Annotated in this window: 22 protein-coding genes; 12 read left to right on the top strand and 10 right to left on the bottom strand. The window is 72.5% G+C overall.

Annotation, left to right across the window (positions count from 1 at the left end; all coding sequences use genetic code 11):
* Window position 1: 1 nt before the first annotated feature.
* The 6 genes from D9598_RS14515 to D9598_RS14540 form a co-directional block, all read right to left on the bottom strand.
* Complete coding sequence (locus D9598_RS14515) at window positions 2-952, bottom strand: 2-dehydro-3-deoxygalactonokinase (RefSeq protein WP_198367258.1); 951 nt, start codon at window positions 950-952, stop codon at window positions 2-4.
* A 23-nt stretch (window positions 953-975) separates the two neighbouring features.
* On the bottom strand, window positions 976-1,377 hold the full coding sequence (locus D9598_RS14520) for a hypothetical protein (RefSeq protein WP_198367259.1): 402 nt from the start codon (window positions 1,375-1,377) through the stop codon (window positions 976-978).
* Window positions 1,378-1,526: 149 nt separating this feature from the next.
* Window positions 1,527-2,864, bottom strand: coding sequence for an oxygen-independent coproporphyrinogen III oxidase (gene hemN, locus D9598_RS14525; protein ID WP_198367260.1), 1,338 nt, complete (start codon window positions 2,862-2,864; stop codon window positions 1,527-1,529).
* Window positions 2,861-2,992: a cytochrome bd-I oxidase subunit CydX gene (gene cydX, locus D9598_RS14530; protein WP_198367261.1), complete on the bottom strand. Its 132-nt coding sequence runs from the start codon at window positions 2,990-2,992 to the stop codon at window positions 2,861-2,863. The genes hemN and cydX overlap by 4 nt, the downstream gene beginning before the upstream one ends.
* Window positions 2,993-3,004: 12 nt before the next feature.
* Window positions 3,005-4,153: a cytochrome d ubiquinol oxidase subunit II gene (cydB, locus tag D9598_RS14535; RefSeq protein ID WP_198367262.1), complete on the bottom strand. Its 1,149-nt coding sequence runs from the start codon at window positions 4,151-4,153 to the stop codon at window positions 3,005-3,007.
* Between the two features lie 25 nt (window positions 4,154-4,178).
* On the bottom strand, window positions 4,179-5,762 hold the full coding sequence (locus tag D9598_RS14540; RefSeq protein ID WP_198367263.1) for a cytochrome ubiquinol oxidase subunit I: 1,584 nt from the start codon (window positions 5,760-5,762) through the stop codon (window positions 4,179-4,181).
* A 142-nt stretch (window positions 5,763-5,904) separates the two neighbouring features.
* Between D9598_RS14540 and cydD the strand changes: the two genes are divergently transcribed.
* Window positions 5,905-7,689 (top strand): thiol reductant ABC exporter subunit CydD, encoded by a 1,785-nt coding sequence (gene cydD, locus D9598_RS14545; protein WP_198367264.1) that lies wholly within the window; start codon window positions 5,905-5,907, stop codon window positions 7,687-7,689.
* The gene (gene cydC / locus D9598_RS14550) at window positions 7,686-9,350 is read left to right on the top strand and encodes a thiol reductant ABC exporter subunit CydC (RefSeq protein WP_198367265.1); all 1,665 of its coding nucleotides are present in this window, start codon (window positions 7,686-7,688) and stop codon (window positions 9,348-9,350) included. Before cydD ends, cydC begins: the two co-directional genes overlap by 4 nt.
* Here the strand turns inward: cydC and D9598_RS14555 are convergent.
* Window positions 9,311-10,084, bottom strand: a complete 774-nt coding sequence (locus D9598_RS14555) for a helix-turn-helix domain-containing protein (RefSeq protein ID WP_198367266.1) — start codon at window positions 10,082-10,084, stop codon at window positions 9,311-9,313. The genes cydC and D9598_RS14555 overlap by 40 nt on opposite strands.
* 116 nt (window positions 10,085-10,200) lie before the next feature.
* Here D9598_RS14555 and D9598_RS14560 point away from each other — a divergent pair, with 116 nt between their 5' ends.
* Window positions 10,201-11,202 (top strand): 2-hydroxyacid dehydrogenase, encoded by a 1,002-nt coding sequence (locus D9598_RS14560; protein ID WP_198367267.1) that lies wholly within the window; start codon window positions 10,201-10,203, stop codon window positions 11,200-11,202.
* A gap of 119 nt (window positions 11,203-11,321) precedes the next feature.
* The gene (locus tag D9598_RS14565; protein WP_198367268.1) at window positions 11,322-11,717 is read left to right on the top strand and encodes a hypothetical protein; all 396 of its coding nucleotides are present in this window, start codon (window positions 11,322-11,324) and stop codon (window positions 11,715-11,717) included.
* 27 nt (window positions 11,718-11,744) lie between these two features.
* On the opposite strand, the gene D9598_RS14570 is transcribed toward D9598_RS14565, so the two are convergent.
* Complete coding sequence (locus D9598_RS14570; RefSeq protein WP_198367269.1) at window positions 11,745-11,882, bottom strand: hypothetical protein; 138 nt, start codon at window positions 11,880-11,882, stop codon at window positions 11,745-11,747.
* Window positions 11,883-12,079: 197 nt separating this feature from the next.
* Between D9598_RS14570 and D9598_RS14575 the strand changes: the two genes are divergently transcribed.
* From D9598_RS14575 to D9598_RS14610, 8 genes are all read left to right on the top strand, one after another.
* Complete coding sequence (locus tag D9598_RS14575; protein WP_198367270.1) at window positions 12,080-12,265, top strand: hypothetical protein; 186 nt, start codon at window positions 12,080-12,082, stop codon at window positions 12,263-12,265.
* A 98-nt stretch (window positions 12,266-12,363) separates the two neighbouring features.
* Window positions 12,364-12,726, top strand: coding sequence for a hypothetical protein (locus tag D9598_RS14580; RefSeq protein ID WP_198367271.1), 363 nt, complete (start codon window positions 12,364-12,366; stop codon window positions 12,724-12,726).
* Between the two features lie 197 nt (window positions 12,727-12,923).
* On the top strand, window positions 12,924-15,149 hold the full coding sequence (locus tag D9598_RS14585; RefSeq protein WP_198367272.1) for a DUF3141 domain-containing protein: 2,226 nt from the start codon (window positions 12,924-12,926) through the stop codon (window positions 15,147-15,149).
* A complete protein-coding gene (locus D9598_RS14590) occupies window positions 15,146-16,114 on the top strand; it encodes a phosphate acetyltransferase (RefSeq protein WP_370592037.1) in 969 nt (322 codons plus the stop codon). The genes D9598_RS14585 and D9598_RS14590 overlap by 4 nt, the downstream gene beginning before the upstream one ends.
* Window positions 16,111-17,307: an acetate/propionate family kinase gene (locus D9598_RS14595; protein WP_198367273.1), complete on the top strand. Its 1,197-nt coding sequence runs from the start codon at window positions 16,111-16,113 to the stop codon at window positions 17,305-17,307. Before D9598_RS14590 ends, D9598_RS14595 begins: the two co-directional genes overlap by 4 nt.
* The gene (gene fabI / locus D9598_RS14600; protein ID WP_198367274.1) at window positions 17,304-18,095 is read left to right on the top strand and encodes an enoyl-ACP reductase FabI; all 792 of its coding nucleotides are present in this window, start codon (window positions 17,304-17,306) and stop codon (window positions 18,093-18,095) included. Before D9598_RS14595 ends, fabI begins: the two co-directional genes overlap by 4 nt.
* 40 nt (window positions 18,096-18,135) lie before the next feature.
* On the top strand, window positions 18,136-18,597 hold the full coding sequence (locus D9598_RS14605) for a hypothetical protein (RefSeq protein ID WP_232477261.1): 462 nt from the start codon (window positions 18,136-18,138) through the stop codon (window positions 18,595-18,597).
* Between the two features lie 90 nt (window positions 18,598-18,687).
* Complete coding sequence (locus D9598_RS14610; protein WP_198367276.1) at window positions 18,688-18,879, top strand: hypothetical protein; 192 nt, start codon at window positions 18,688-18,690, stop codon at window positions 18,877-18,879.
* An 18-nt stretch (window positions 18,880-18,897) separates the two neighbouring features.
* Here the strand turns inward: D9598_RS14610 and D9598_RS14615 are convergent, their stop codons facing one another.
* Window positions 18,898-19,872 carry a tripartite tricarboxylate transporter substrate binding protein gene (locus D9598_RS14615; RefSeq protein ID WP_198367277.1) on the bottom strand — a complete coding sequence of 325 codons (975 nt, stop codon included), beginning with the start codon at window positions 19,870-19,872 and terminating at the stop codon, window positions 18,898-18,900.
* A 45-nt stretch (window positions 19,873-19,917) separates the two neighbouring features.
* Window positions 19,918-21,564, bottom strand: coding sequence for a thiamine pyrophosphate-binding protein (locus D9598_RS14620; protein WP_198367278.1), 1,647 nt, complete (start codon window positions 21,562-21,564; stop codon window positions 19,918-19,920).
* Between the last annotated feature and the right edge of the window lie 35 nt (window positions 21,565-21,599).

The raw sequence follows: 21,599 nt of genomic DNA on the forward strand, positions 1-21,599 counted from the left end.
CTCAGCGGGTCAGCAGGCCGGCGGCGCGGGCGACGCGCAGCAGGCCGGCGATGGTGGCACCCTCCAGCCAGCGTGGCTCCGCCGACCCGAACAGGGCGAGCGCGCGCCGGTAGCGCGCGCAGAGCGCATCCTCGCCGATCAACGTGATCCGGGGCAGTGCGCCGCCGGCGAGGCCGCAACGCAGCTCCTCGCCGATCAGCAGGCCGGAGAGATAGTCCAGGCTTTCGGCGGCGCCGAGGCGTTCCGCCAGGACCAGCGCACGGGCCGAGAAGAGCAGCGGCGCCAGCCCCTCGCCCCCCTCCCGCACCGCGGCCACGCCACGGTCGAAGGCGCGGGCGGCCTCCTCGGGCGCCGCCGCCGCGGCGCCCTGGGCCGGGCGGCCCAGGATGGAATGGCCCCGCAGCACCGAGAACAGCTCGCCGGTCATGAAGGTGCGGAAGGAGCGGATGCGCCCGTCCTCCACCCTCACCCACTTGCTGTGCGTGCCGGGCAGGACCAGCAGGGCGGAGGCGGCCATCTCGGGATGCAGCGCCAGCGCCCCCGCCACCTGGGTCTCCTCCCCGCGCATGACGTCCGGCAGGGCGTCGAAGCGGGCGACGCCGGGGATCACATGCAGCGCGCCGCCTCCGGCCAGCGGCACGCGGGTCAGGGCGCCTGCCAGATCCTCCGGCCCCGCGGGGCATTCGCGATAGGGCGCCTCGCGCCAGCCCTGGGCGCTGCCCACCATGCCGGCGGCGAGGGCGGGAAGCTCCGGATGGTCGGCCCGCCAGTCGCCCGCGATCGCCGCGAAGGCCGCCGGGAAGCCGCCCTCCGGCAACTGCATGATGCCGTGCGGCGCGGCGCGCGTGGCCAGCACCCCGCCCCCGGCATCGAGCAGCCAGGCGCGCAACGCGGTGGTGCCCCAGTCGAGGCCGATCAACGCCGCCCCGGCCCGGGCCTCGGTTCCAGCCATGGCGCCCCTCCCCTGCGCCCGCCTCAAGGGCGGGACGGCTCCGTCTTGCAACGCTCGAAGACGTAGAGCAGGCCGTGATCGCGCGCCAGGGCCGGCTCGGCGCGGAGGCCGGCGCCGCTGATGGTCAGGGGGGCGTGGAAGCCCTGGAAGCCAGCACGGCCGGACCGTCCGGCGCCGGCCTCGAGCTGGCCGCACAGGGCGCGATTCCCGTCCCGGTCCTCCACCACCCTCAGATGCCGGAAACGGACGGTCCCGGGCAGTCGCGCCGCGACGGCCTTCTGGTAGCGCCGGATCTCCTCCGGCGCCACGGTGACCCGGGACAGACGGGGCGCGGGCGCGGGCGCGGGCGGCGGCGGCTCCGGCGGCGCGGCGCAGGCGGACAGCAGTGCCAGGAGGGCCAGGAAGCGGGCCCGCCGCAGCATCATTCAGCCCGCATCCGGCGTTCGCGGAACCGGGATGAAGGGACAGTGCGGGGCATGTCGGTCGATCCAGGCCAGGAGGGCTGAGGCCGGCCTATGCCGGCCCTCGCTGTTCTATAGGACGTTCCGCGCACGGGTGAGAAGGGTGATGCCGGTCACACGGCGAGGCTGAAGCCGCCCCCGCCGCCCTGGCGGAAGGCATCGAAGACCGAGGCCACCAGCCGCACGAAGGGCCGCCCGGCGGCTGTCATCGCGAGGCGGCGGCCACGCAGTGTCAGCAGCCCCGCGGCGACATAGGGGCGCAGCAGCGCCAGCTCGTCGGCGAAGCCGGCGCGCGGCGCGACGCTGTCCAGATCCACCCGGAAGTTGCACATCAGGTGCTCGATGATCGTCGCGCGCTGCTGCGCATCGGCATCCAGGGGGCAGCCGCGCTGCGTCGCCAGCCGGCCGGCCCGCACCCGCCGGACATAGTCGGGGACATCGGCGACGTTCTGCGCGTAGCCATCCGCCAGGCGGGAGACGCTGGAGGCGCCGAAGCCGATCAGGATCGGCCGGTCGTCATCGGTATAGCCCTGGAAGTTGCGGTGAAGCCGCCCCGCCCGGGCGGCGGCGGCCAGCGGGTCCTCCGGCCGGGCGAAATGGTCGATGCCGATCGGCACGTAGCCGCCCATGACCATGAGGTCGGCGATCAGCCTCGCCTGCTCGAAGCGCTGGCCGCTGTCGGGCAGGATGCTGGCGTCGATGAGCTTCTGGTTGGCGCGGCGTCCCGGCAGGTGCGCGTAGCCGTAGCAGGCGATCCGCGCGGGATCGAGCGCGATCACCGCCTCGCAGCTGCGGCGCAGGGTCTCCGTCGTCTGCCGCGGAAGGCCGTAGATCAGGTCGAAGTTGATGCGGGCGAGGCCGGCGCCGCGCAGCGCCGCGACCGCCGCGCGCACCGTCTCCTCCGGCTGAACGCGGCCGATCGCCTTCTGCACCTCGGGGTCGAGATCCTGCACGCCGAGGCTGACACGGTTCACCCCGAGCGCCGCGAGCTGCGCCGCCAGCTCGGCATCGACATGCCGGGGGTCCAGCTCGATGGCGTGTTCCATCTCCGGCAGCGGATCGAAGTGGCGGTGCAGGCAGGCCAGCACGGAACCCAGCCCCTCGCCGCCGAGGATCGAGGGCGTGCCGCCGCCCCAGGCGATGCGCGCCACCCGCAGGCGCCCGGGCAGGTGCCGCGCCACCAGCGCGATCTCCTCCTCCAGCGCCTCGCGGTAGCCCGTGATGACCTCGTCGCGCCGGACGAGCTTGGTGTGGCAGCCGCAGTAATGGCAGATCTGCCGGCAGTAGGGCACGTGCAGGTAGAGGGAGACGCTGTCCTCGCAGTCGAGGCGGCGCAGCCAGCGGAGATGATCCTCGGGCGCCACGGCGACGAAGTCGGCCGCCGTGGGATAGGAGGTGTAGCGCGGCACCGCGATCGCGGCGAGGCGCCGGATCTGCTCCTGGCCGATCATGATGCCCCGTCCTCGCTGGCGAGCGGCACGCTCTGGCGCCGATCCTCGCGCATCTCGAACCACATGGCGTTGAGGATGGCGAAGGCGCAGGCCAGGCCGACGCCGAGGATCCAGGAGAAATACCACATGTCGCGCGCTCCTCAGTAGGCGTTCGGGTTGCGGCCGATGCTCTCGGCATTCACCGTGCCGCGCATCACGCGGTAGACCCAGGCGGTGTAGGCCAGGATGATCGGCATGAAGACGAGCGTGGCGCCGAGCATGATGAACAGCGTCAGATGGCTCGACGAGGCGTCCCACACCGTCAGGCTCACATCGGGGTCGATGTTGCTCGGCATCAGGAAGGGAAACAGCGACAGGCCGGCGGTGGAGACGATGCCGAAGATGCCGAGAGCCGCCGCCAGGATGGCCGCGACGCGGGCGCGCCCCAGCAGCGCCACCGCCGCCAGCAGCGGCATGGCGAGGCCCAGCGCCGGCGCCGTCCACATCCAGGGATGCGCGGCGTAGTTGTTCATCCAGGCGCCGGCCTCGGTGACGACGGTCTTGCCCAGCGGATTGGAGGGGCCGACGGTCGAGGGCAGCGAGGCGATCACGTAGCCATCGATGCCGTAGGCGACCCAGACGCCGCCCAGGGCGAAGATCACCGCGGTGGCCAGGCCGGCGATGGCGCCGAGGCCGCGGGCGCGGTCAGCGAGGTCGCCCTCCGTCCGGGCGGCGATGACGGCGGCGCCAAGCGTCACCATCATGCCGAGGCTCACCAGCCCGGCGAGCAGCGGGAAGGGCCGCAGCAGGCCGAAGAAGTTGCCGGCGTAGGAGGGCCGCAGGGTGGCATCGAGGCCGAAGGGCACGCCGAGCAGGATATTCCCGACGGCGACGCCGAAGATCAGCGCCGGCACGAAACCGCCGATGAACAGCGCCCAGTCCCAGGTGGCGCGCCAGCGCGGATCGGCCACCTTGCCGCGGAACTTGAAGCCCACGGGCCGCAGGATCAGCGCCAGCAGAATGGCGATCATCGCCAGGTAGAAGCCGGAGAAGGAGGCGGCGTAGAGCGCCGGCCAAGCGGCGAAGATGGCGCCGCCGCCGAGCACCAGCCAGACCTGGTTGCCCTCCCAGGTCGGGCCCACGAGGTTCAGCAGCACGCGCCGCTCGGCATCGGTCCGGGCGACGGCGGGCAGCAGCGCGCCGACGCCCAGATCCTGGCCGCCCATGATGGCGAAGCCGATGAGCAGGACGCCGAGCAGCGCCCACCAGATCAGCCGCAGGGTTTCATAGTCGAGGGGGATGGCATGCATGATGGCTTGCTCCGCGATGGGCGGCTCAGTGGTCGGGATGGGCGGCGGCGCCCGCGGGGATGCGTCCGTTGCCGCCCGGCGCGCCTTCCAGCGCGATTTGCGCGGACGGGCCGGCCTTGATGACCTTCAGCATCAGCAGCACCATGACGACGGCGAGCGCGGTGTAGACGACGAGGAAGAAGGTCAGGCTGATGGCCAGGTCGACCAGCGTCAGGCCGGAGGCGGCGTAGAAGGTCGGCAGCACGCCCTCGACCGCCCAGGGCTGACGGCCGTATTCGGCGATGAACCAGCCGGCCTCGATCGCCACCCAGGGCAGCGGCAGGCTGAACAGCGCGATCCAGTTGAAGGTGCGGCTGTCGCCCAGCTGGTGGCGGCAGGAGAGCCAGAAGGCGATGGCGAAGTAGAGGATGAAGTAGAACCCGCAGGCCACCATGATGCGGAAGCTCCAGAACAGCGGCGCCACGCCCGGCACCGTGTCGAAGGCGGCCTGGGTGATCTCCTCGCCGGTGGCGTTGCCGATGTCCTGGCGGTAGCGCTTCAGCAGCAGCGCGTAGCCGAGATCCCTCCAATGCGCCTCGAAGGTCGCGCGCGCGGTCTGATCGGTGCCGTCGGCGCGGATCCTCTCGAGCGCCTCATAGGCGATCTGGCCGTTGCGGATACGCTCGCCCGCGCGCTGCACCAGCTCCAGGATGCCTGGGATCTCGCCGCTGATCGAGCGCGTCGCGATCAGGCCCAGCGCATAGGGGACCTTGACCTCGAAGCTGTTCTCCTGGTCGCCCGGGATGGCGAAGAGGCTGAAGCCCGCAGGGGCCGGCTCGGTGTGCCACATCGCCTCGATGGCGGCGAGCTTCATCTTCTGATGCTCGGTCGCCGCATAGCCGCTCTCGTCGCCCAGCACGACGACCGACAGGGCCGAGGCTAGGCCGAAGCTCGCCGCCACCGCCATCGAGCGCCGCGCCAGCGCGACATGGCGCCGGGTCAGCAGGAACCAGGCGCTGACCGCCATGACGAACATCGCCCCGGTCACGTAGCCGGCGCTGACGGTGTGCACGAACTTGGCCTGCGCCACCGGATTGAAGATCACCGCCATGAAGTCGGTGATCTCCATCCGCATCGTGTCGGGGTTGAAGACGGCGCCGACGGGGTTCTGCATCCAGCCATTGGCGATGAGGATCCACAGCGCCGAGAAGTTGGCGCCGAGGGCCACCAGCCATGTCACGCAGAGATGGCCGACGCGCGAGAGGCGGTCCCAGCCGAAGAAGAACAGGCCGATGAAGGTGGCCTCGAGGAAGAAGGCCATCAGCCCTTCGATGGCCAGCGGCGCGCCGAAGATGTCGCCGACATAGTGGCTGTAGTAGCTCCAGTTCATGCCGAACTGGAACTCCATCACGATGCCGGTGGCGACGCCCATGGCGAAGTTGATGCCGAAGAGCGTGCCCCAGAACAGCGTCATCCGGCGCCAGATCTCCCGGCCCGTCATGACGTAGACGCTTTCCATGATGGCCATCAGGAAGGAGAGGCCGAGCGTCAGGGGTACGAAGAGGAAGTGATACATCGCGGTCGCCGCGAACTGCAGCCGTGAGAGATCCACGACGGTCATGTCGATCATGGCAGGCACCTTGTCGGTCTCCGGCGGGGTGCCGGCATGGTCGGACCCTACGCCCCCGCCCCGCCCGCCGCCTTGATCCTGATCAAGGCGGCGGCCAGGCGGGCGGGCTATGCCGGGACACCCGTCATGGCAGGAGGACCGCATGCCCGAGACCGAGACCTCCGCCGCGGCCCTGAAACCCGCGACCGACCGCGCCATCGGGCGCTGGCTGACGGGGCTGCGGCGCCAGGCCGGCGCGGCCCTGCCGCTGGCGGTGCTGGCACCCCTGCTGGGCGGCGGCCTGCTGGTGCTGCAGGCCTGGCTGCTCGCCACCGTGCTGGACCACGCCATCGCGGGCGGCGCGGCGGCGGAGGCGCTGCTGCCCGGCCTGCTCTCGATCGGCGCGCTGATCGCGGCGCGGGCCCTGCTCAGCGGCATCGGCGAGGCGGCGGGCGCCCGCGCGGCCGAGCGGATCAAGCTGGCGCTGCGCCGCCGCCTCTTCGCCGATCTGCTGGCCCGCCGCCCCGACTGGACCGCCGCCCGCTCTTCCGGCGCGCTGGCGGCCGCCCTGGTGGAGCAGGTGGAGGCGCTGGACGGCTTCTTCTCCCGCTTCCTGCCCGCCATGGTGCAGGCCGCCCTGCTGCCCCTCGCCTTCGCCGTCGTCATCCTGCCGGTGGACTGGGTGGCGGGACTGCTCTTCCTGCTGACGGCGCCGCTGGTGCCGCTGTTCATGGCCCTGGTCGGCTGGGGGGCCGAGGCGGCCAGCCGCCGCCAGGCCCAGGCTTTCGCCCGCCTGTCCGGCTACTTCGCCGACCGCCTGCGCGGCCTGGTCACGCTGCGGCTCTTCGGCCGGGCGGAGGCCGAGACCGCGGCGGTGCGCGACGCCGCCGAGGCCCTGCGGCAGCGCAGCCTGGCGGTGCTCCGCATCGCCTTCCTCTCCTCCGCCGTGCTGGAGCTCTTCGCCGCCCTCGGCGTCGCCGGCATCGCGCTCTATGTCGGGCTGAGCTATCTCGGCCTGATCCATCTGCCCGGCACCGCGCTGACCCTGCAGACCGGCCTGTTCTGCCTGCTGATGGCACCCGAGGTGTACCAGCCGCTCCGCCTGCTGGCGGCGCACTACCACGACCGCGCCAATGCCCGCGCCGGCGCCGCGGAGATCGAGGCCGTGCTGGGCGGGCTGCCGGTCGCGTCGCGCCCGGCCACCGTCGCCGCGCCGCCCACCCGGCCAGTGGCGCCGCCGCCCCGCAGCGCCATCGCCGTCGCCATCGAGGACCTCGTGCTGGACACGCCGGATGGCGGCCGCCGCCTGCTCGACCATGCGGGGCTGCGTCTGGCCGCCGGGGGCAGCCTGGCCATCCTCGGCGCCAGCGGCATCGGCAAGTCGAGCCTGCTCGAAGCCCTGGCCGGGCTGCGGGCGGCGGAGGGCCGCATCCTGCTGGGTGGCGTTCCGCTCGAGGCGCTGGACGAGGCGAAGCTGCGCGCCCGGGTCGCGATCCTCGGCCAGCGGCCCCGCATCTTCCAGGGCAGCATCGCCGACAATCTCCGCCTGGCCCGGCCCGGCGCCTCGATGGCCGAGCTCCGCCTCGCCGCGGGCCTGGCCGATGTGCTCGGCTTCGCCGACGCGCTGCCGCAGGGGCTGGACACGCCGGTCGGCGACGGCGGGCTGGGCCTCTCGGGCGGCGAGGCGCAGCGCGTCGCCCTGGCGCGGATCTTCCTGCGCAACCCCGACATCCTGCTGCTGGACGAGCCCACCGCGCACCTCGACGCGGTGACCGAGGCCCGGGTGCTGGATGGCATCCTGCGCTTCTCCGCCGGGCGCACCCTGATCGTCGCCACCCATTCCACCGCCGTCGCCGCCCGGCTGGAGCGCGTCCTGCGCCTGGCCGGCGGCGACCTGCTGCCGGCACCCCATCCGGTCCGGCGCTTCGCCCCGGGGTCCGCCGCATGAGCAACCTGCTGTTCTTCGCGCCGCTGTTCCGCCGCCAGGCCGGCCGTCTCGGCCTGGCGCTGCTGCTGGCCATTGCCACCCTCGCCTTCGGCGCGCTGCTGCTCGGCGTCTCGGGCTGGTTCCTGACCGCGGCCTTCCTGACCACGGCCGCAGCCGGGTTCAACCTCTTCGGCCCCTCCTCCCTGGTGCGCGGCCTCTCCCTCGCCCGCATCCTCTCGCGCTACGCCGAGCGGCTGGTCGGCCACGACGCGACGCTGCGGCTGCTGGCCGAGATCCGGGCATGGCTCTTCGCCAGCCTGTTCCCACGCATCCCCTTCGCCGGTGCGGGCGCGCCGCGGCGGGGCGAGCTGGTCAGCCGCCTCACCGCCGATGTCGAAGCCCTGGACACCGCCTTCCTGACCGCGGTGATCCCCCTGGCGGGCGCCTGGGCCCTGGGTGGCGCCACCGCGGCCCTGCTGGGCTGGCTGCTGCCCGCCGCCGCGCCCGCCTATGGCGCCGCCCTGCTGCTCTCGGCGGGGCTGCTGCCGGCCGCCCTGGCCCTGCGCTCGCGCCGCGAGGGCGGCGTGGTGGTCGAGGCCTCCGGAGTTCTGCGCAGCGCGGTGCTCGATGGCATCGAGGGCCATGCGGAGCTGATCGCCTTCAGCGCCACTGGCCGCGCCGAGGCGGCCCTGGCGGGCGCGGCGCGGCGGCTGGCGGCGGCGCGGCGCCGGCTGGCGCGCCATGCCGCCATCGCCGCCGCCGGCGCCCAGCTCTGCGGCGGGCTGGCCCTGCTGTCCGTGCTCTGGTTCGGGCTGCGGGCGCTACAGGCCGGCGAGATCGGCGGCCCGCTGCTGGCCGGCCTGCTGCTGGCGACCCTCGGCAGCTTCGAGGCGCATGCCGCCCTGCTGCGCAACGTGGCGCGGCTGGGCTCCGCCACGGCGGCGGCGGGCCGGTTGCGCGCCATCGGCACCGCGCCCCCCGCCGTGGCGGAACCGGCACGCCCCATCCCGCTTCCCCCCGGCGCGGAGCTGCGGCTGGACGGCGTGACCTATGGCCACGACCCGGCCCGGCCGGTGCTGCGCGGCCTCGACCTCGTGGTGCCCGCCGGCACGCGCATCGCCATCCTGGGACCGAGCGGCAGCGGCAAGTCCACCCTGCTGGCCCTGCTGCTGCGCCTGGCCGACCCCCAGCGCGGCGTGGTCCGGCTGGCGGGGACCGACCTGCGTGCCGTGCCCCTGGCCGAGCTGCACGCCCGCATCGCCCTGCTGTCCCAGGACGCGCCGGTCTTCCTCGACACGCTGCGTCAGAACCTGTTGATCGGCCGTCCCGACGCCACCGACGCCGACCTCTGGCAGGCGCTGGAGGAGGCGCGGCTGGCCGATTTCGCGCGCAGCCTGCCGCAGGGGTTGGAAACCCCGCTGGGCGAAGCGGGCCGCAGCCTCTCGGCCGGACAGGCGCGGCGCCTCTGCCTGGCCCGCGCCCTGCTCAGCCGGGCCGCCATCCTGGTGCTGGATGAGCCCACCAGCGGCCTGGATCCCGAGACCGAGCATGCCTTCCTGGCCGATCTGTCGCGGGCGGCGCGCGGGCGCAGCATCGTCATCGCCACCCATGCCATGCTGCCGCCCGGCGCGGTGGACCGCCGCTACCGCCTGGTGGAAGGCGTGCTGGAGCCGCTGGACTGAGGCTCCATCCCGGCGACGGCGGCCAGCGCGCCGCGGTCGACGATCTCGACGCGGTGAGCGTCGGGCAGGCGGATCAGCCCCTGCTGCCGCAGCTTGGTGAAGCTGCGGCTCACGGTCTCCACCGTCAATCCGAGGTAATCCGCGATGTCGGCGCGCGTCATGGCCAGGGGCACGGTGTCCGAGACCGGCCTGCCGGAGGCCTGCCGGGCCGAGAGCACCAGCAGAAAGCTCGACACCTTCTCGACCGGGGCGAGGCGGCCCAGCACGAGCTGGTTGTCCCAGGCCTGGCGCAGGGCCGCCTTGGTCATCTGGTGCAGACGGTCCCTCAGGCGGGGATAGCGCTCCATCAGGTCCTGCATCTGCGGCACGGGGAAGCCGCAGAGCACGGAGGGCACCACGGCCTCGGCGGTCAGGGTATGCGTCGCCTCGTCCAGCAGCCCGAGATAGTCGCCCGGCAGCAGGAAGCCGGTGATCTGCCGGCGGCCGTCCGGCAGGGCCGTGAGCAGCCGCAACATGCCGGAGGTGAGGCTGAAGACGCGGCGCCGTGGCGCGCCCTCCTCCACCAGCATGGCATTGGCCTCGAGCCGGACGGAGCCCATGATGCGCTCCAGCGCCACGACCTCGTCATCCTCGAGAGCGGCACAGACCGCGGTGCGGCGCACCTCGCAGTCGGCGCAGGCGCCGCAGGCCTTGCGATGCGGACGAATGGCGACCACGGTGGCACTTCTGGACATGATCGGCAGGCCTGCCCTGTTGTGTCACAAGGGATGTCCCACGGATCCTAGCCGAGAGCCATCCGCTTTCCAAACCAACGGCCCGATACCAGGGCCGCAGCCAGCGGGAACCGCCGATGCGTGTCGCCGTCTTCTCGACCAAACCCTATGACCGGCGGTTCCTGGATGCCGCCAATGCGGGGCGACACGAGCTGTTGTTCCTGGAGCCGGGCCTGACGCCCGCCACCGCGCCGCTCGCGGCCGGCGCCGATGCCGTCTGCGCCTTCGTCAACGACGATCTCGGCGCAGCGGTGCTGGAACTGCTGCGGCAGGCCGGCATCCGCCTCGTCGCGCTGCGCTGCGCCGGCTTCAACCGCGTCGACCTGGAGGCGGCGCGGCGCCTCGGCCTCACCGTCAGCCGCGTCCCCGCCTATTCGCCCGAGGCGGTGGCCGAGCACGCCCTGGCGCTGATCCTGGCGCTGAACCGCAAGATCCACCGCGCCTACAACCGCGTGCGCGAGGGGAACTTCGCGCTCGACGGCCTGCTCGGCTTCAACCTGCAGGGCCGCACGGCGGGCGTCATCGGCACCGGCCAGATCGGCCGCTGCACGGCGCGCCTGCTGGCCGGCTTCGGCTGCCGCATCCTCGCCCTCGACCCTTATCCGCATGCCGACATCACCGCCCTGGGCGGGCGCTACGTGGACAAGGCGACGCTGCTGGCCGGGTCCGACATCGTCACGCTGCATTGCCCGCTGACGCCGGAGACGCATCATTTCATCGATGCCGGAGCCATCGCCGCCCTGAAGCGGGGCGCGATGCTGGTGAACACCAGCCGCGGCGCGGTGATCGACACGCGCGCCGCCATCGAGGGGCTGAAGTCCGGCGCCATCGGCAGCCTCGCGCTCGATGTCTACGAGGAGGAGGGCGATCTCTTCTTCCGCGACCTCTCCTCCACCGTCATCCGCGACGATGTCTTCGCCCGGCTCCTGACATTTCCGAACGTGCTGGTCACCGGCCACCAGGCCTTCTTCACCGTCGAGGCGATGTCGGCCATCGCGGAGACGACGCTGCGCAACATCACGGAGTTCGCCCGTCATGGCGTGGCACCGGACGCCCTCTCGGTCGAGAAGCTCGCCTGAGCCGGGCGCTGGTCGCTTAGGGCCCCGGGAGGGGGGCCCGGGAGGGGGGCCTGGGACGCGGGGGGCTGATCTGCTAAGGCCGGCGGATGGCGGCAACTCCCCTGGACTGCGAGACGCGGATGGCTGAACAGACCGAGATCCCTCACCCCGCCTCCGAGCCCTCCGCGCTGGAGAGCCGGCTGGAGCAGCTCGAGGCCCTGGCGGAGCGGCTCTCCCTCCGGCTCTCCGCCCTGCAGGCCGAGCGCGTGGCGCAGCGCCAGCAGGCCGATGCGCTGCGGCAGGAAATCGCGGAGGCGCAGGGGCGCTGGGCCGTGGAGGCCATGCACGCCGCCGGGTTGGCGGCGCAGGCCACGCATCTCCTGGCGATGGGGCCGGAAGCGGCGGTGGCCGAGAGCGAGGCCGCCTATGCCGATGGCTCGCCGAAGTCCCGGCTGGCGGTGATCTACGAACAGGCCTTCGATGCCCGGGGCCGCGAGCTCGGCATCGACGATCCGGCCAGCTTCCGCGCCGGCTGAGGGGCAGATGCGGCCTGCCTGCCGCCCCTAGAGCCCATCGAAGCCCTTTTTCGCCTCTCGCCAGTCCTCCGCCGGATGGAAGGGGGCGCGCGGGCCAGCCTGGCCCGAAAAGTACAGGCATTCCTGGTGAAAGGCGGCGAGGAGGAGGCCGAAGGTCACCAGCATCAGCAGGATCAGACGGGACGTGCTCAGGTTCGTTCTCCTGGAAGAACGCTCTATGCCCGATGGCGCGGGCCGTCATCCTCCAAACTGAGGATGGCTGCCCTGACGTATCATTGGGGCAACGGAAAGGGGGCCGGGGCCGTTGAGGCACCACGGCAGGTCAGGGTCGTCCCGGCGACCTGACAAGGGGGAGGACGGTGATGCCTGAGGCGATGGTGCGCGTGCCCCGGGGGGACTTCGACGCGGCGATGCTGGAGGTGCCGGACGTCGCCCTGCGTTATCTGAGCCTCGATACGCTCAGCGTCCGCGCGGCGGACCCGGCCCGGCTGGCCCAGGGTCTCGCGCTGCTGCGCCTCGCCGGTTGCCGGCCCCTTCCCCTCCGCTGATGCGGGCGCCTGCCGCCATTCTCTTGAAGATCTCCAACGTTCTTCTTATGTTCCTGACGCCCGCACCCCCTCGCGGGATCCCGCCAGGAGTGCGCGCCATGCCCGCCCGTATCCTGAACACCTCCCTTCCGTTCAACGGCCCCACGGCCAACCGGACACTCGACAGCCCGCTGTCCTTCTGGCGCGAATGGCGGCTGCGCGTGCGGTGCGGCAATCCGGATTGCGCGTCCCACAGCCTGCGCCCCGTGGCCGAGCTGCTGCCCCGGCATGGCGGCCTGACCGTTCGCGAGGTGGCCCGACGGCTCCGCTGCAGCCACTGCGGTGAGACATCGGCCCGCCTGGCCTTCGTCGGCCGCGCGGAGGGCAGGCGGCGCGTCCATCCGGTGCGCGGCGAGGCCTGGCCGGCGCCGCGGCCCCGCCCGGCCGCCGCCAGCCCGGCCGTGGCCCGGACCGTCGGCTGATCAGGCTTCCGTGGGGCGCGTCGCCGTGGATTGAGCATGGTGGCCATCCGGCCTAGGTTGCAGCGCAGCATATCGTTGACGGACCTGACTGGAGGGATTGCCCAATGTCATGGACCACCGGCCTTCCGGGTGCCTCGCCCTGGCTTCGGGCCTCTCCCTGGTTGTCTCCGTGGTCATCCCCATGGGCCACGCTCTGCATGGAGGCTGCGGATTACGCGCTCGACAGCTGGCAGCGCGGCATCCTCTTCCTGGACGTGCTGCGGCAGCGTGGCGACCAGTACCACGAGCAGCAGCGGCTGGCGGCGCCCAATGTCCTCAGCTTCGAGGGCGATGTGGTGCTCAGCGGGCGTGACCTGCCGCGACCGGTCAACTACCGGCTGATCCGCATCCGCCCGCCCGAGGGGCTGGAGACCAATCCCCGCAAGCGCCCCTTCGTCATCGTCGATCCGCGGGCGGGGCACGGCCCCGGCATCGCCGGCTTCAAGGCCGACAGCGAGATCGGCGTGGCGTTGCGGGCCGGCCATCCCTGCTACTTCGTCGGCTTCCTGCCCCGGCCGGAGCCGGACCAGACGGTGGAGGACGTGATGCGGGCCGAGCAGGCCTTCGTCGCCCATGCCGCCGCGGCGCATCCGGAGGCGGAAGGCAAGCCGGTGGTGATCGGCAATTGCCAGGCGGGCTGGCAGGTGATGATGGGCGCGGCGACCCGGCCCGAGGTCTTCGGCCCGCTGATCGTCGCCGGCGCGCCGCTCTCCTACTGGGCGGGATGGCGCGGGATGAACCCGATGCGCTACACCGGCGGCCTGCTCGGCGGCACCTGGATGACGGCCCTGGCGGGCGATCTGGGCGACGGGCTCTTCGACGGCGCCTGGCTGGTGCAGAACTTCGAGAACCTGGACCTCGCCAACACCTGGTGGACCAAGCAGTACACCGTCTACGACCGCATCGACACCGAGCCGCCACGCTACCTCGCCTTCGAGAAGTGGTGGAACGGCCATATCCTGACCAATGCCGGCGAGATGCAGTACATCACCGACAATCTCTTCGTCGGCAACAAGCTCTCGACCGCCGAGCTGACCACCTCGGACAAGATCCGCATCGATCTTCGCGAGATCCGGTCCCCGATCGTCGTCTTCTGCTCGCGCGGCGACAACATCACCCCGCCGCCGCAGGCCCTGGGCTGGATCCTCGACCTCTACGACAGCGTCGACGACATCCGCGCGCACGGCCAGACCATCGTCTACACCGTGCACGAGAGCATCGGCCATCTCGGCATCTTCGTCTCCGGCAAGGTGGCGCGGAGGGAGCACGAGGAGTTCGCCTCCAACATCGACTTCATCGACGTGCTGCCTCCGGGCCTCTACGAGGCGGAGATCCTGGACGCGGAGGGCGCCGAGGGCGGCGAGTACGTGCTGCGCTTCGCCGGCCGGTCGCTCGACGATATCCGCGCCATCGTGCAGCCCCGCCCGGAGGACGACCGCCGCTTCGCCACCGTCGCCTGGCTGTCGGAAGCCAATCTCGGCCTCTACCGCCACCTCCTGCAGCCGCTGGTGCGGGCCCTGGTCACGCCGCAGCTGGCCGAGACGATCCGCGGCCTGCAGCCGCTGCGCCTGCAGTACAACAGCTTCTCCAGCCGCAATCCCTGGCTGGCGCCCATCACGGCGCTCGCCGGGCCGGTGCGGCAGGAGCGCCGCCCCGCCGCCGAGGACAATCTCTTCCGTCGCCTGGAACACCTGGCCTCGGCACAGATCGTCGCCGCGCTGGACCGCTACGGCGACTGGCGCGACGCCGGCTACGAAGCCGCCTTCCTGGCGCTCTACAGCCATCCGCTGCTGCAATCCCTGGCCGGGCTGATGGCGCGCGACATGCCGCCGCGCCGCCAGCCGGGCGCCGAGCCGGAGCTGCGCGATTTCCTCGAGCGGCGCATGGCGGAGCTGCGCGCCGGCATCGCCGAGGGGGGCGCCTACGAGGCCTGCCTGAGGGCGCTGATCTATATCGGCCTGGCCGACCGCGTCGCCGATGCGCGCAGCTTCGCCATGCTGCGCAACCTGCGGCGGGAGGAGGGGCAGGAGATGAGCCTCGCTGCGTTCAAGGCGGCGCTGCGCGAGCAGTTCTTCATGCTGCGCCTGGACCAGGCGGCGGCGCTGGCCGCCCTGCCCCGACTGCTGCGGACCTCGACGGCGGCGGAGATCGAGGCGCTCATCGCCGAGATCCATCGTGTCGAGGAGGCCGCGCCGCTGAGTGAGGCCGCTCGGCAGCGCCACGCCGAGATCGAGGCGATACTCCAGCAGGTCCTGGCCGGCGCACCGCGCGCCGGGGAGCCCGAACCCCCCGCGGAGGCGCAGCCGGCGCGCGGCGAGCCGGCAGCGCCACCGCGCCGCCATGCCCGGCTCCGGGCGCGCGACCGCAAGGGATCCGGCCGGTGACGGCCGACAGCCTCGGCGCGCCGCCTGCCGCGCCGCGCCATCCGCACTACGATGCGCTGATCGAGCGCACGGCCGGGATGGCGGCGGTGCCCTGCGCCGTCGCGCATCCCTGCGACGCATCGGCGATGGAGGGCATCGCCGATGCCATGCGCCATGGCATCATTGCGCCCATCCTGGTGGGTCCCGCGCGGAAGATCGCAACCGCCGCCGCGGCGGCGGGGCTCGATCTCGCGGGGATCGAGGTCATCGACGCACCGCACAGCCACGCCGCCGCCAAACGCGCCGTCGCGCTGGTGCACGAGAACCGCGCAGAGCTGCTGATGAAGGGCAGCCTGCACACCGACGAGCTGATGTCGGCCGTGGTGGCGCGCGAGGGCGGGCTGCGCACTGAGCGGCGCATCAGCCACGTCTTCATCATGGACGTGCCCAACTACATCCGCCCGCTTTTCATCACCGACGCCGCCATCAACATCGCGCCCGATCTCGCCGCCAAGGCCGATATCATCAGCAACGCCATCGACCTGCATCACGGCCTCGGCCTGGGCATCCCGCGCGTCGCCATCCTCTCCGCGATGGAGACGGTGAGCCCGAAGCTGCCCGGCACCATCGAGGCGGCGGCGCTGTGCAAGATGGCCGAGCGCGGGCAGATCCAGGGCGGCATCCTCGACGGACCGCTGGCGCTCGACAACGCGGTGAGCCCGGAGGCGGCGCGCATCAAGGGCATCCGCTCCGAGGTGGCGGGCCGCGCGCAGATCCTCGTGGTGCCGGATCTCGAGGCGGGCAACATGCTGGCGAAGAACCTGACCTTCCTGTCGGGCGCCGACGCCGCCGGCATCGTGCTCGGCGCGCGGGTGCCGATCGTGCTGACCAGCCGCGCCGACAGCACCCGTACCCGCCTCGCCTCCTGCGCCGTCGCCGCGCTCTACGCGCGCTACCTGGCCGAGCGGAGGCCGGTGTCCGCATGAGCGAAGGCATCCTGGTCCTCAACGCCGGCAGTTCCAGCATCAAGTTCCAGCTCTATGCCGTGGGCGGGGATGACAGCCTGACCCGGCGCTTCAAGGGCCTGCTGGGCGGCATCGGCACCGCCCACGCCCGGCTGCAGGTCTGGGACGCGGGCGATGCCGTGATCGCCGACGAGCGCCCCGAGCCCGCGCGGATGCAGGATGTCGCCGCCGCGCAGGAGGTGCTGGGTGCCTGGTTCCTCGGGCATATCGGCACGCCGCCGCTGGCGGTCGGCCACCGCGTCGTGCATGGCGGACCGGACTTCGCGGAGCCGGTGCTGATCGATGACGAGGTGCTGGCGCGGCTGGACGCGCTGGTGCCCCTGGCGCCGCTGCACCAGCCCAACAACCTGGCGCCGATCCGCTCGATTCGCGCGCGCCGGCCGGAGCTGCCGCAGGTCGCCTGCTTCGACACCGCCTTCCATCGCGGCCATGGCCCCCTCGCCGAGCGCTTCGCCATCCCCGAGGCTCTCTACCGCCAGGGCGTCCGCCGCTACGGCTTCCATGGCCTGTCCTACGAATACATCGCCGGCCACCTGAAGGATCTCGATCCCCTGCTGCCGGAGCGGCGCGTGGTGGCGCTGCACCTGGGCTCCGGCATGTCGGCCTGCGCCCTCCGGGCGGGCCGCAGCATCGACAGCACCATGGGCTTCACCGCGCTGGACGGCCTGCCCATGAGCACGCGGCCGGGCCAGCTCGACCCCGGCGTGGTGCTCTACCTCCAGGAGCAGGGCATGACGCCCGCCGCCATCGAGCATCTGCTCTACCATGAATGCGGGCTGAAGGGCCTGTCCGGCCTCAGCGGCGACGTGCGCGACCTGCTCGCCAGCGACAGCCCCTCGGCGCGGCTGGCGCTGGACCACCTCGCCTATCACGCCGCCGGCGCCATCGCCGCGCTGGCCAGCAAGATGGGCGGGCTCGACGCCATCGTCTTCACCGCCGGCGTCGGCGAGAACGCGGCGCCGGTGCGGGCGGCGATCGGCGCCCGCTGCGCCTGGCTCGGCCTCGTCATGGACGCCGCGTGCAACGCCGCCCATGGCCCGCGCATCTCCGCCGATGGCAGCCGCATCGCCGCCCATGTCCTGCCGACCAACGAGGAACGCATGATCGCGCGCCATACCCTCGACCTGCTGCGCGGCTACAGGACGGTCTGGTGAGCCCCCGTCCCCTCCCCAGCCTGCAGGGCCGCCGCGGCCTGGTGACGGGCATCGCCAACGACCAGTCGATCGCCTGGGGCTGCGCCCGCGCCTTCCGCGACCTCGGCGCCGAGCTGGCCGTGACCTACCTGAACGAGAAGGCCCTGCCGCATGTGCGGCCGCTGGCCGAGGCGGTGCAGGCGCCCATCCTGATGCCGCTCGACCTGCGGAACGAGGGTGAGCTGGAGGCTGTCTTCGAGCGCATCGCCGCGGAATGGGGGCAACTCGACTTCCTGCTGCATTCCATCGCCTTCGCCCCGCGCGAGGATCTCCAGGGCCGCGTCACCGACTGCTCGCGCGAGGGCTTCCTGCAGGCGATGGACATCTCCTGCTGGTCCTTCATCCGCATGGCCAAGCTGGCCGAGCCGCTGCTGGCCAAAGGCGAGCATCCCGGCGGCGCGCTGTTCTGCATGAGCTATTACGGCGCCAGCATGGTGGTCGAGCACTACAACATGATGGGGCCGGTCAAGGCGGCGCTGGAGAGCGCCACGCGCTACCTCGCGACGGAACTCGGGCCGCAGGGCATCCGCGTGCACGCCATCTCGCCCGGGCCGCTGAAGACCCGCGCCGCCTCCGGTCTGCCGGACTTCGACGCCTTGCTGGCCCGCGCCCAGTCCAAGGCCCCGGCCCGCAGCCTGGTGAGCATCGAGGATGTCGGCATGGCCACCGCCTATCTGGCCACGGATGCCGCCCGTTTGATCACCGGCCAGACGCTTTACATCGACGGCGGCTATCATATCGTCGACTGAGGCGCCGCAGCCGGCGGCCGGAAAGAGGAGCGAGATCGCCATGGCGGAGCAGGGATTCCTCAGCCGCTTCAGCGCGCCTGAGATTCGCGCCTGGATGCAGCGCCAACGTGAGGCCAAGCTGGACGAGGAGGGGCGGGAGCGGGAGCGCCAGCGGGACGAGCGCGAGGCGCTGCGCCGCGCCTTCCAGGACCGCGACATCCCGCCCGATGCGCTGGAGCGCCTGATGCTCATGGTGCGCCGCGCCGCCGCTGATGGCGAGAACGAGGTGATGGTGCTGCACTTTCCCTCCGCCTGGATGAAGGACAGTGGCCGCTCCATCACCAGCGGCCAGGATGACTGGGCGCTGTATCTCGATGGCTTCGCCGCCAAGGCCCATGCCTTCTACCGGCGGGAGCTGGAGCCGCGCGGCTTCGACCTGCGCGTGGCGATCCTGGACTACACCGACGGAATGCCGGGAGATGTCGGTATTTTCCTGAGCTGGAAGGAGGCGGGGGCGGGCTGAGGACGCCCCCTTCCCGTCGCCTGTGTGACTTCGGTCACAGAAACCGCCCCGCTTCTGCCGTATCCGGGAAGCGTAACGGAGGTTTCCGCCATGCAGGACTGTGCCATCCGCAGGCTTCCCGAGTTCCTCGCCCTGGCCCATGAGAGGCTGATCGCGCTGATGCGCGAGCATGCGGAGGCGGACGACGACCAGCGTGTGGTCATCCTGGGCCAGATCCGCCAGACCTTCGAGCAGATCGAGGCGGCCATGGCGCTGTCCGAGCTGCTGGGCCTGGAGGGCTGAGCCCGGGCGGCGGCCCGCCTACTCGATCCGCAGCCCCGCCTCGCGCACCACACGGCCCAGTTCCTCGACATCCCGCCGCGCCAGGGCCTCCATCTCCGCCACCGTGAGCGGCTTCAGCACGACCCCCGAGGCGGCGGCGACGTCCCGCAGCCGGGGCATCGCGGCCGCCTCGCGCAGGGCGGCATTGATCCTCTCCCGGATGGCCAGCGGCACGCCCGACGGCGCGAAGACGGCGAACCAGGCATCCACCATGTAGCCCGGCAGGCCGGCCTCGGCCGTGGTCGGCACCTCCGGCAGCGCCGGCAGGCGCGTGTCGCTGGCAACGGCGAGGGCCCTGAGCCCACCGCCCTGCAAGAGCGACAGGGCGGAGGACGGGGTGGTGATGAAGATGTCCACCCGGCCGCCGACCACGTCCTGCAGTGCCGGCGCGGCGCCGCGATAGGGCACGTGCAGCATCGGCGCCCCGACCCGCCGCGCGAGTTGCAGCCCGGCGATGTTCTGGATCGAGCCGGTCCCGGCCGAGGCGTAGGTGACGCGGCCGGGATTCTCCCGGATGTGCGCCACCAGCTCGGCCAGCGTTGCGGCCCTCACGGCGGGACCGCTGAAGATGACATGCGGCGCGATGGTGGCCATGCCCACGGCGGCGAGATCCCGGTTCGGATCCCAGCCGAGATCCGGCGTCAGCGCCGGATTAGCGCCATGATAGCCGGAATACTGCAGCAGCAGCGTATAGCCGTTCGCCTCGGCGCGGGTCACCGCCAGGATGCCGACATTGCCGTTGCCGCCGGAACGGTTCTCGATCACGACCTGCTGCCCCAGCGCCCGGCTCAGCGGGTCCTGGAACAGCCGCGCCGCGAAGTCCGTGCCGCCGCCCGGCGGATTGGGCACGACCAGCGTGATCGGGCGGTTCGGCCAGCCGGTCTCGGCCCGGAGCGGCCGCGCGGCGAGGCCCACCACGGCGGGCGCCGCCAGGCGGCGCGGAATCTTCAGCATCGGACGTTCCCTTCCCTGATGGGTTCTTGGCGCCCCCTGAGGGGCTCAGCCCGCCTCCGGCACCGTGGCGTGCACGGGCAGGACCGCCTGAAGCGAGGTGCGGACCACGGCGACCATGGGCCCGGGGGCGCGCAGCGCCGCCGCCAGGGCGGGCAGATCGGCCTCCTCCCTCACCCGGAGCAGCGGCGCGCCGAAGGAGGCGCACCAGAGGCCGAGATCGGGATTGACGAGATCCGTGCCCGAGACCCGGCCGGGATGCCGCTGCTCCTGATGGATGCGGATGGAGGCGTAGCTGCCATTGTCGGACAGCAGGAGCTTGATGGGCAGGCCGCGCGCCATGCCCACGGCCAGTTCATTGCCGGTCATCAGGGCACCGCCATCCCCCACGGCGCAGATCACGCTTCGCTCCGGGTGCCGCAGGGCGGCGGCGACGGCGGCCGGCACGCCGAAGCCCATGGCGCCCGAGATCGGCGCCAGCAGGCGCTGCGGCAGCGTCCAGGGAAGCTTGCGGTAGAAGGGGGCGGCGAAGGTGCCGGCATCGAGCGTCACGATCGCATCGGCCGGCGCGACCTCGCCGACCAGCTGCGCCACCCTGGCGAAGGCGAGGCCATCCGCGGCATCGGACGTCACGGGCTGGCTGTCCGCCTCCTGCAGCCGGCGCAGGCGCCGGTTCCACGCCGCCCGTCCCTCCGGCACCGCCCTGCCCTGGCGTGGCATCGCACCCAGCACGGCCAGCGCATCGGCGGCAATGGCCATCCCGGCCGGGAACTGCCAGCCCAGGAAGCGCGGGTCGGCGCAGACATGCACCAACGTCTGCCCCGGCGCCGGCCAGCTGTAGCCCTGGGTGGTGATGTCGGTGAGCCGCGTCCCCAGGGCGAGGACCAGATCCGCCTCGGCGAAGGCCTGGCGCTGCGCGTCCGGATTGCGCAGGCCGAGGTCGCCCGCATAGAGCGGATGCCGGTTCGGGAACAGGTCCTGGCGGCGGAAGGACACCGCGACGGGGAGCCGCCAGTCCTCCGCGAAGGCCAGCAGGGCCTCGCGCCCGCCCGGAACGTCCAGCCCGTGCCCGGCCAGCAGGATCGGGCGCTCGGCGCGGCGGAGCATCTCCGCCAGGCGCTCCGCCTCCGGCGCCGCCAGCGCGGCCGGCACCGCGGCCGTGATGGCCGGGGCGGAAGCCGCGCAGGGCGCCGCCAGCACATCCTCCGGCAGGGAGAGCACGACCGGCCCCGGCACCCCCTGCACCGCCATGCTCCAGGCCCGGGCGATTAGCTCGGGCACCTGGTCCGGATGGGTCGCCTCGCCGACCCATTTGGCGATGCCGCCGAACATGGCGGCGTAGTCGATCTCCTGGAAGGCGCGGCGGCGCAGATCCCTCTGCTCGACCTGGCCGATCAGCAGGATCAGCGGCACGGCGTCCTGCTCGGCGGTGTGCAGCGCGATGGCGGCGTTGCAGGCGCCCGGGCCGCGCGAGACCAGGACCACGCCCGGCCGGCCGGTCAGCTTCGCGTCGGCCACCGCCATGAAGCCGGCGCCGCCCTCTTGGCGGCAGGTGACCAGATCGATGGAGGGATGCGCGTGCAGGGCATCGAGCAGGGCGATGTAGGATTCGCCCGGGACGCAGAAGGCCCGGTCGGTGCCGCGCGCGGCCAGGGCGGCGAGGAGGGTCTCGGCGGCGGTCTTGGCGTTTTCCATCTCCGCCCCATAGCCCGCCGGGCATGTCCCGCCTC

Source organism: Roseomonas sp. KE0001, from assembly GCF_016107285.1.
In the GTDB taxonomy this organism is placed as follows: domain Bacteria; phylum Pseudomonadota; class Alphaproteobacteria; order Acetobacterales; family Acetobacteraceae; genus Pseudoroseomonas.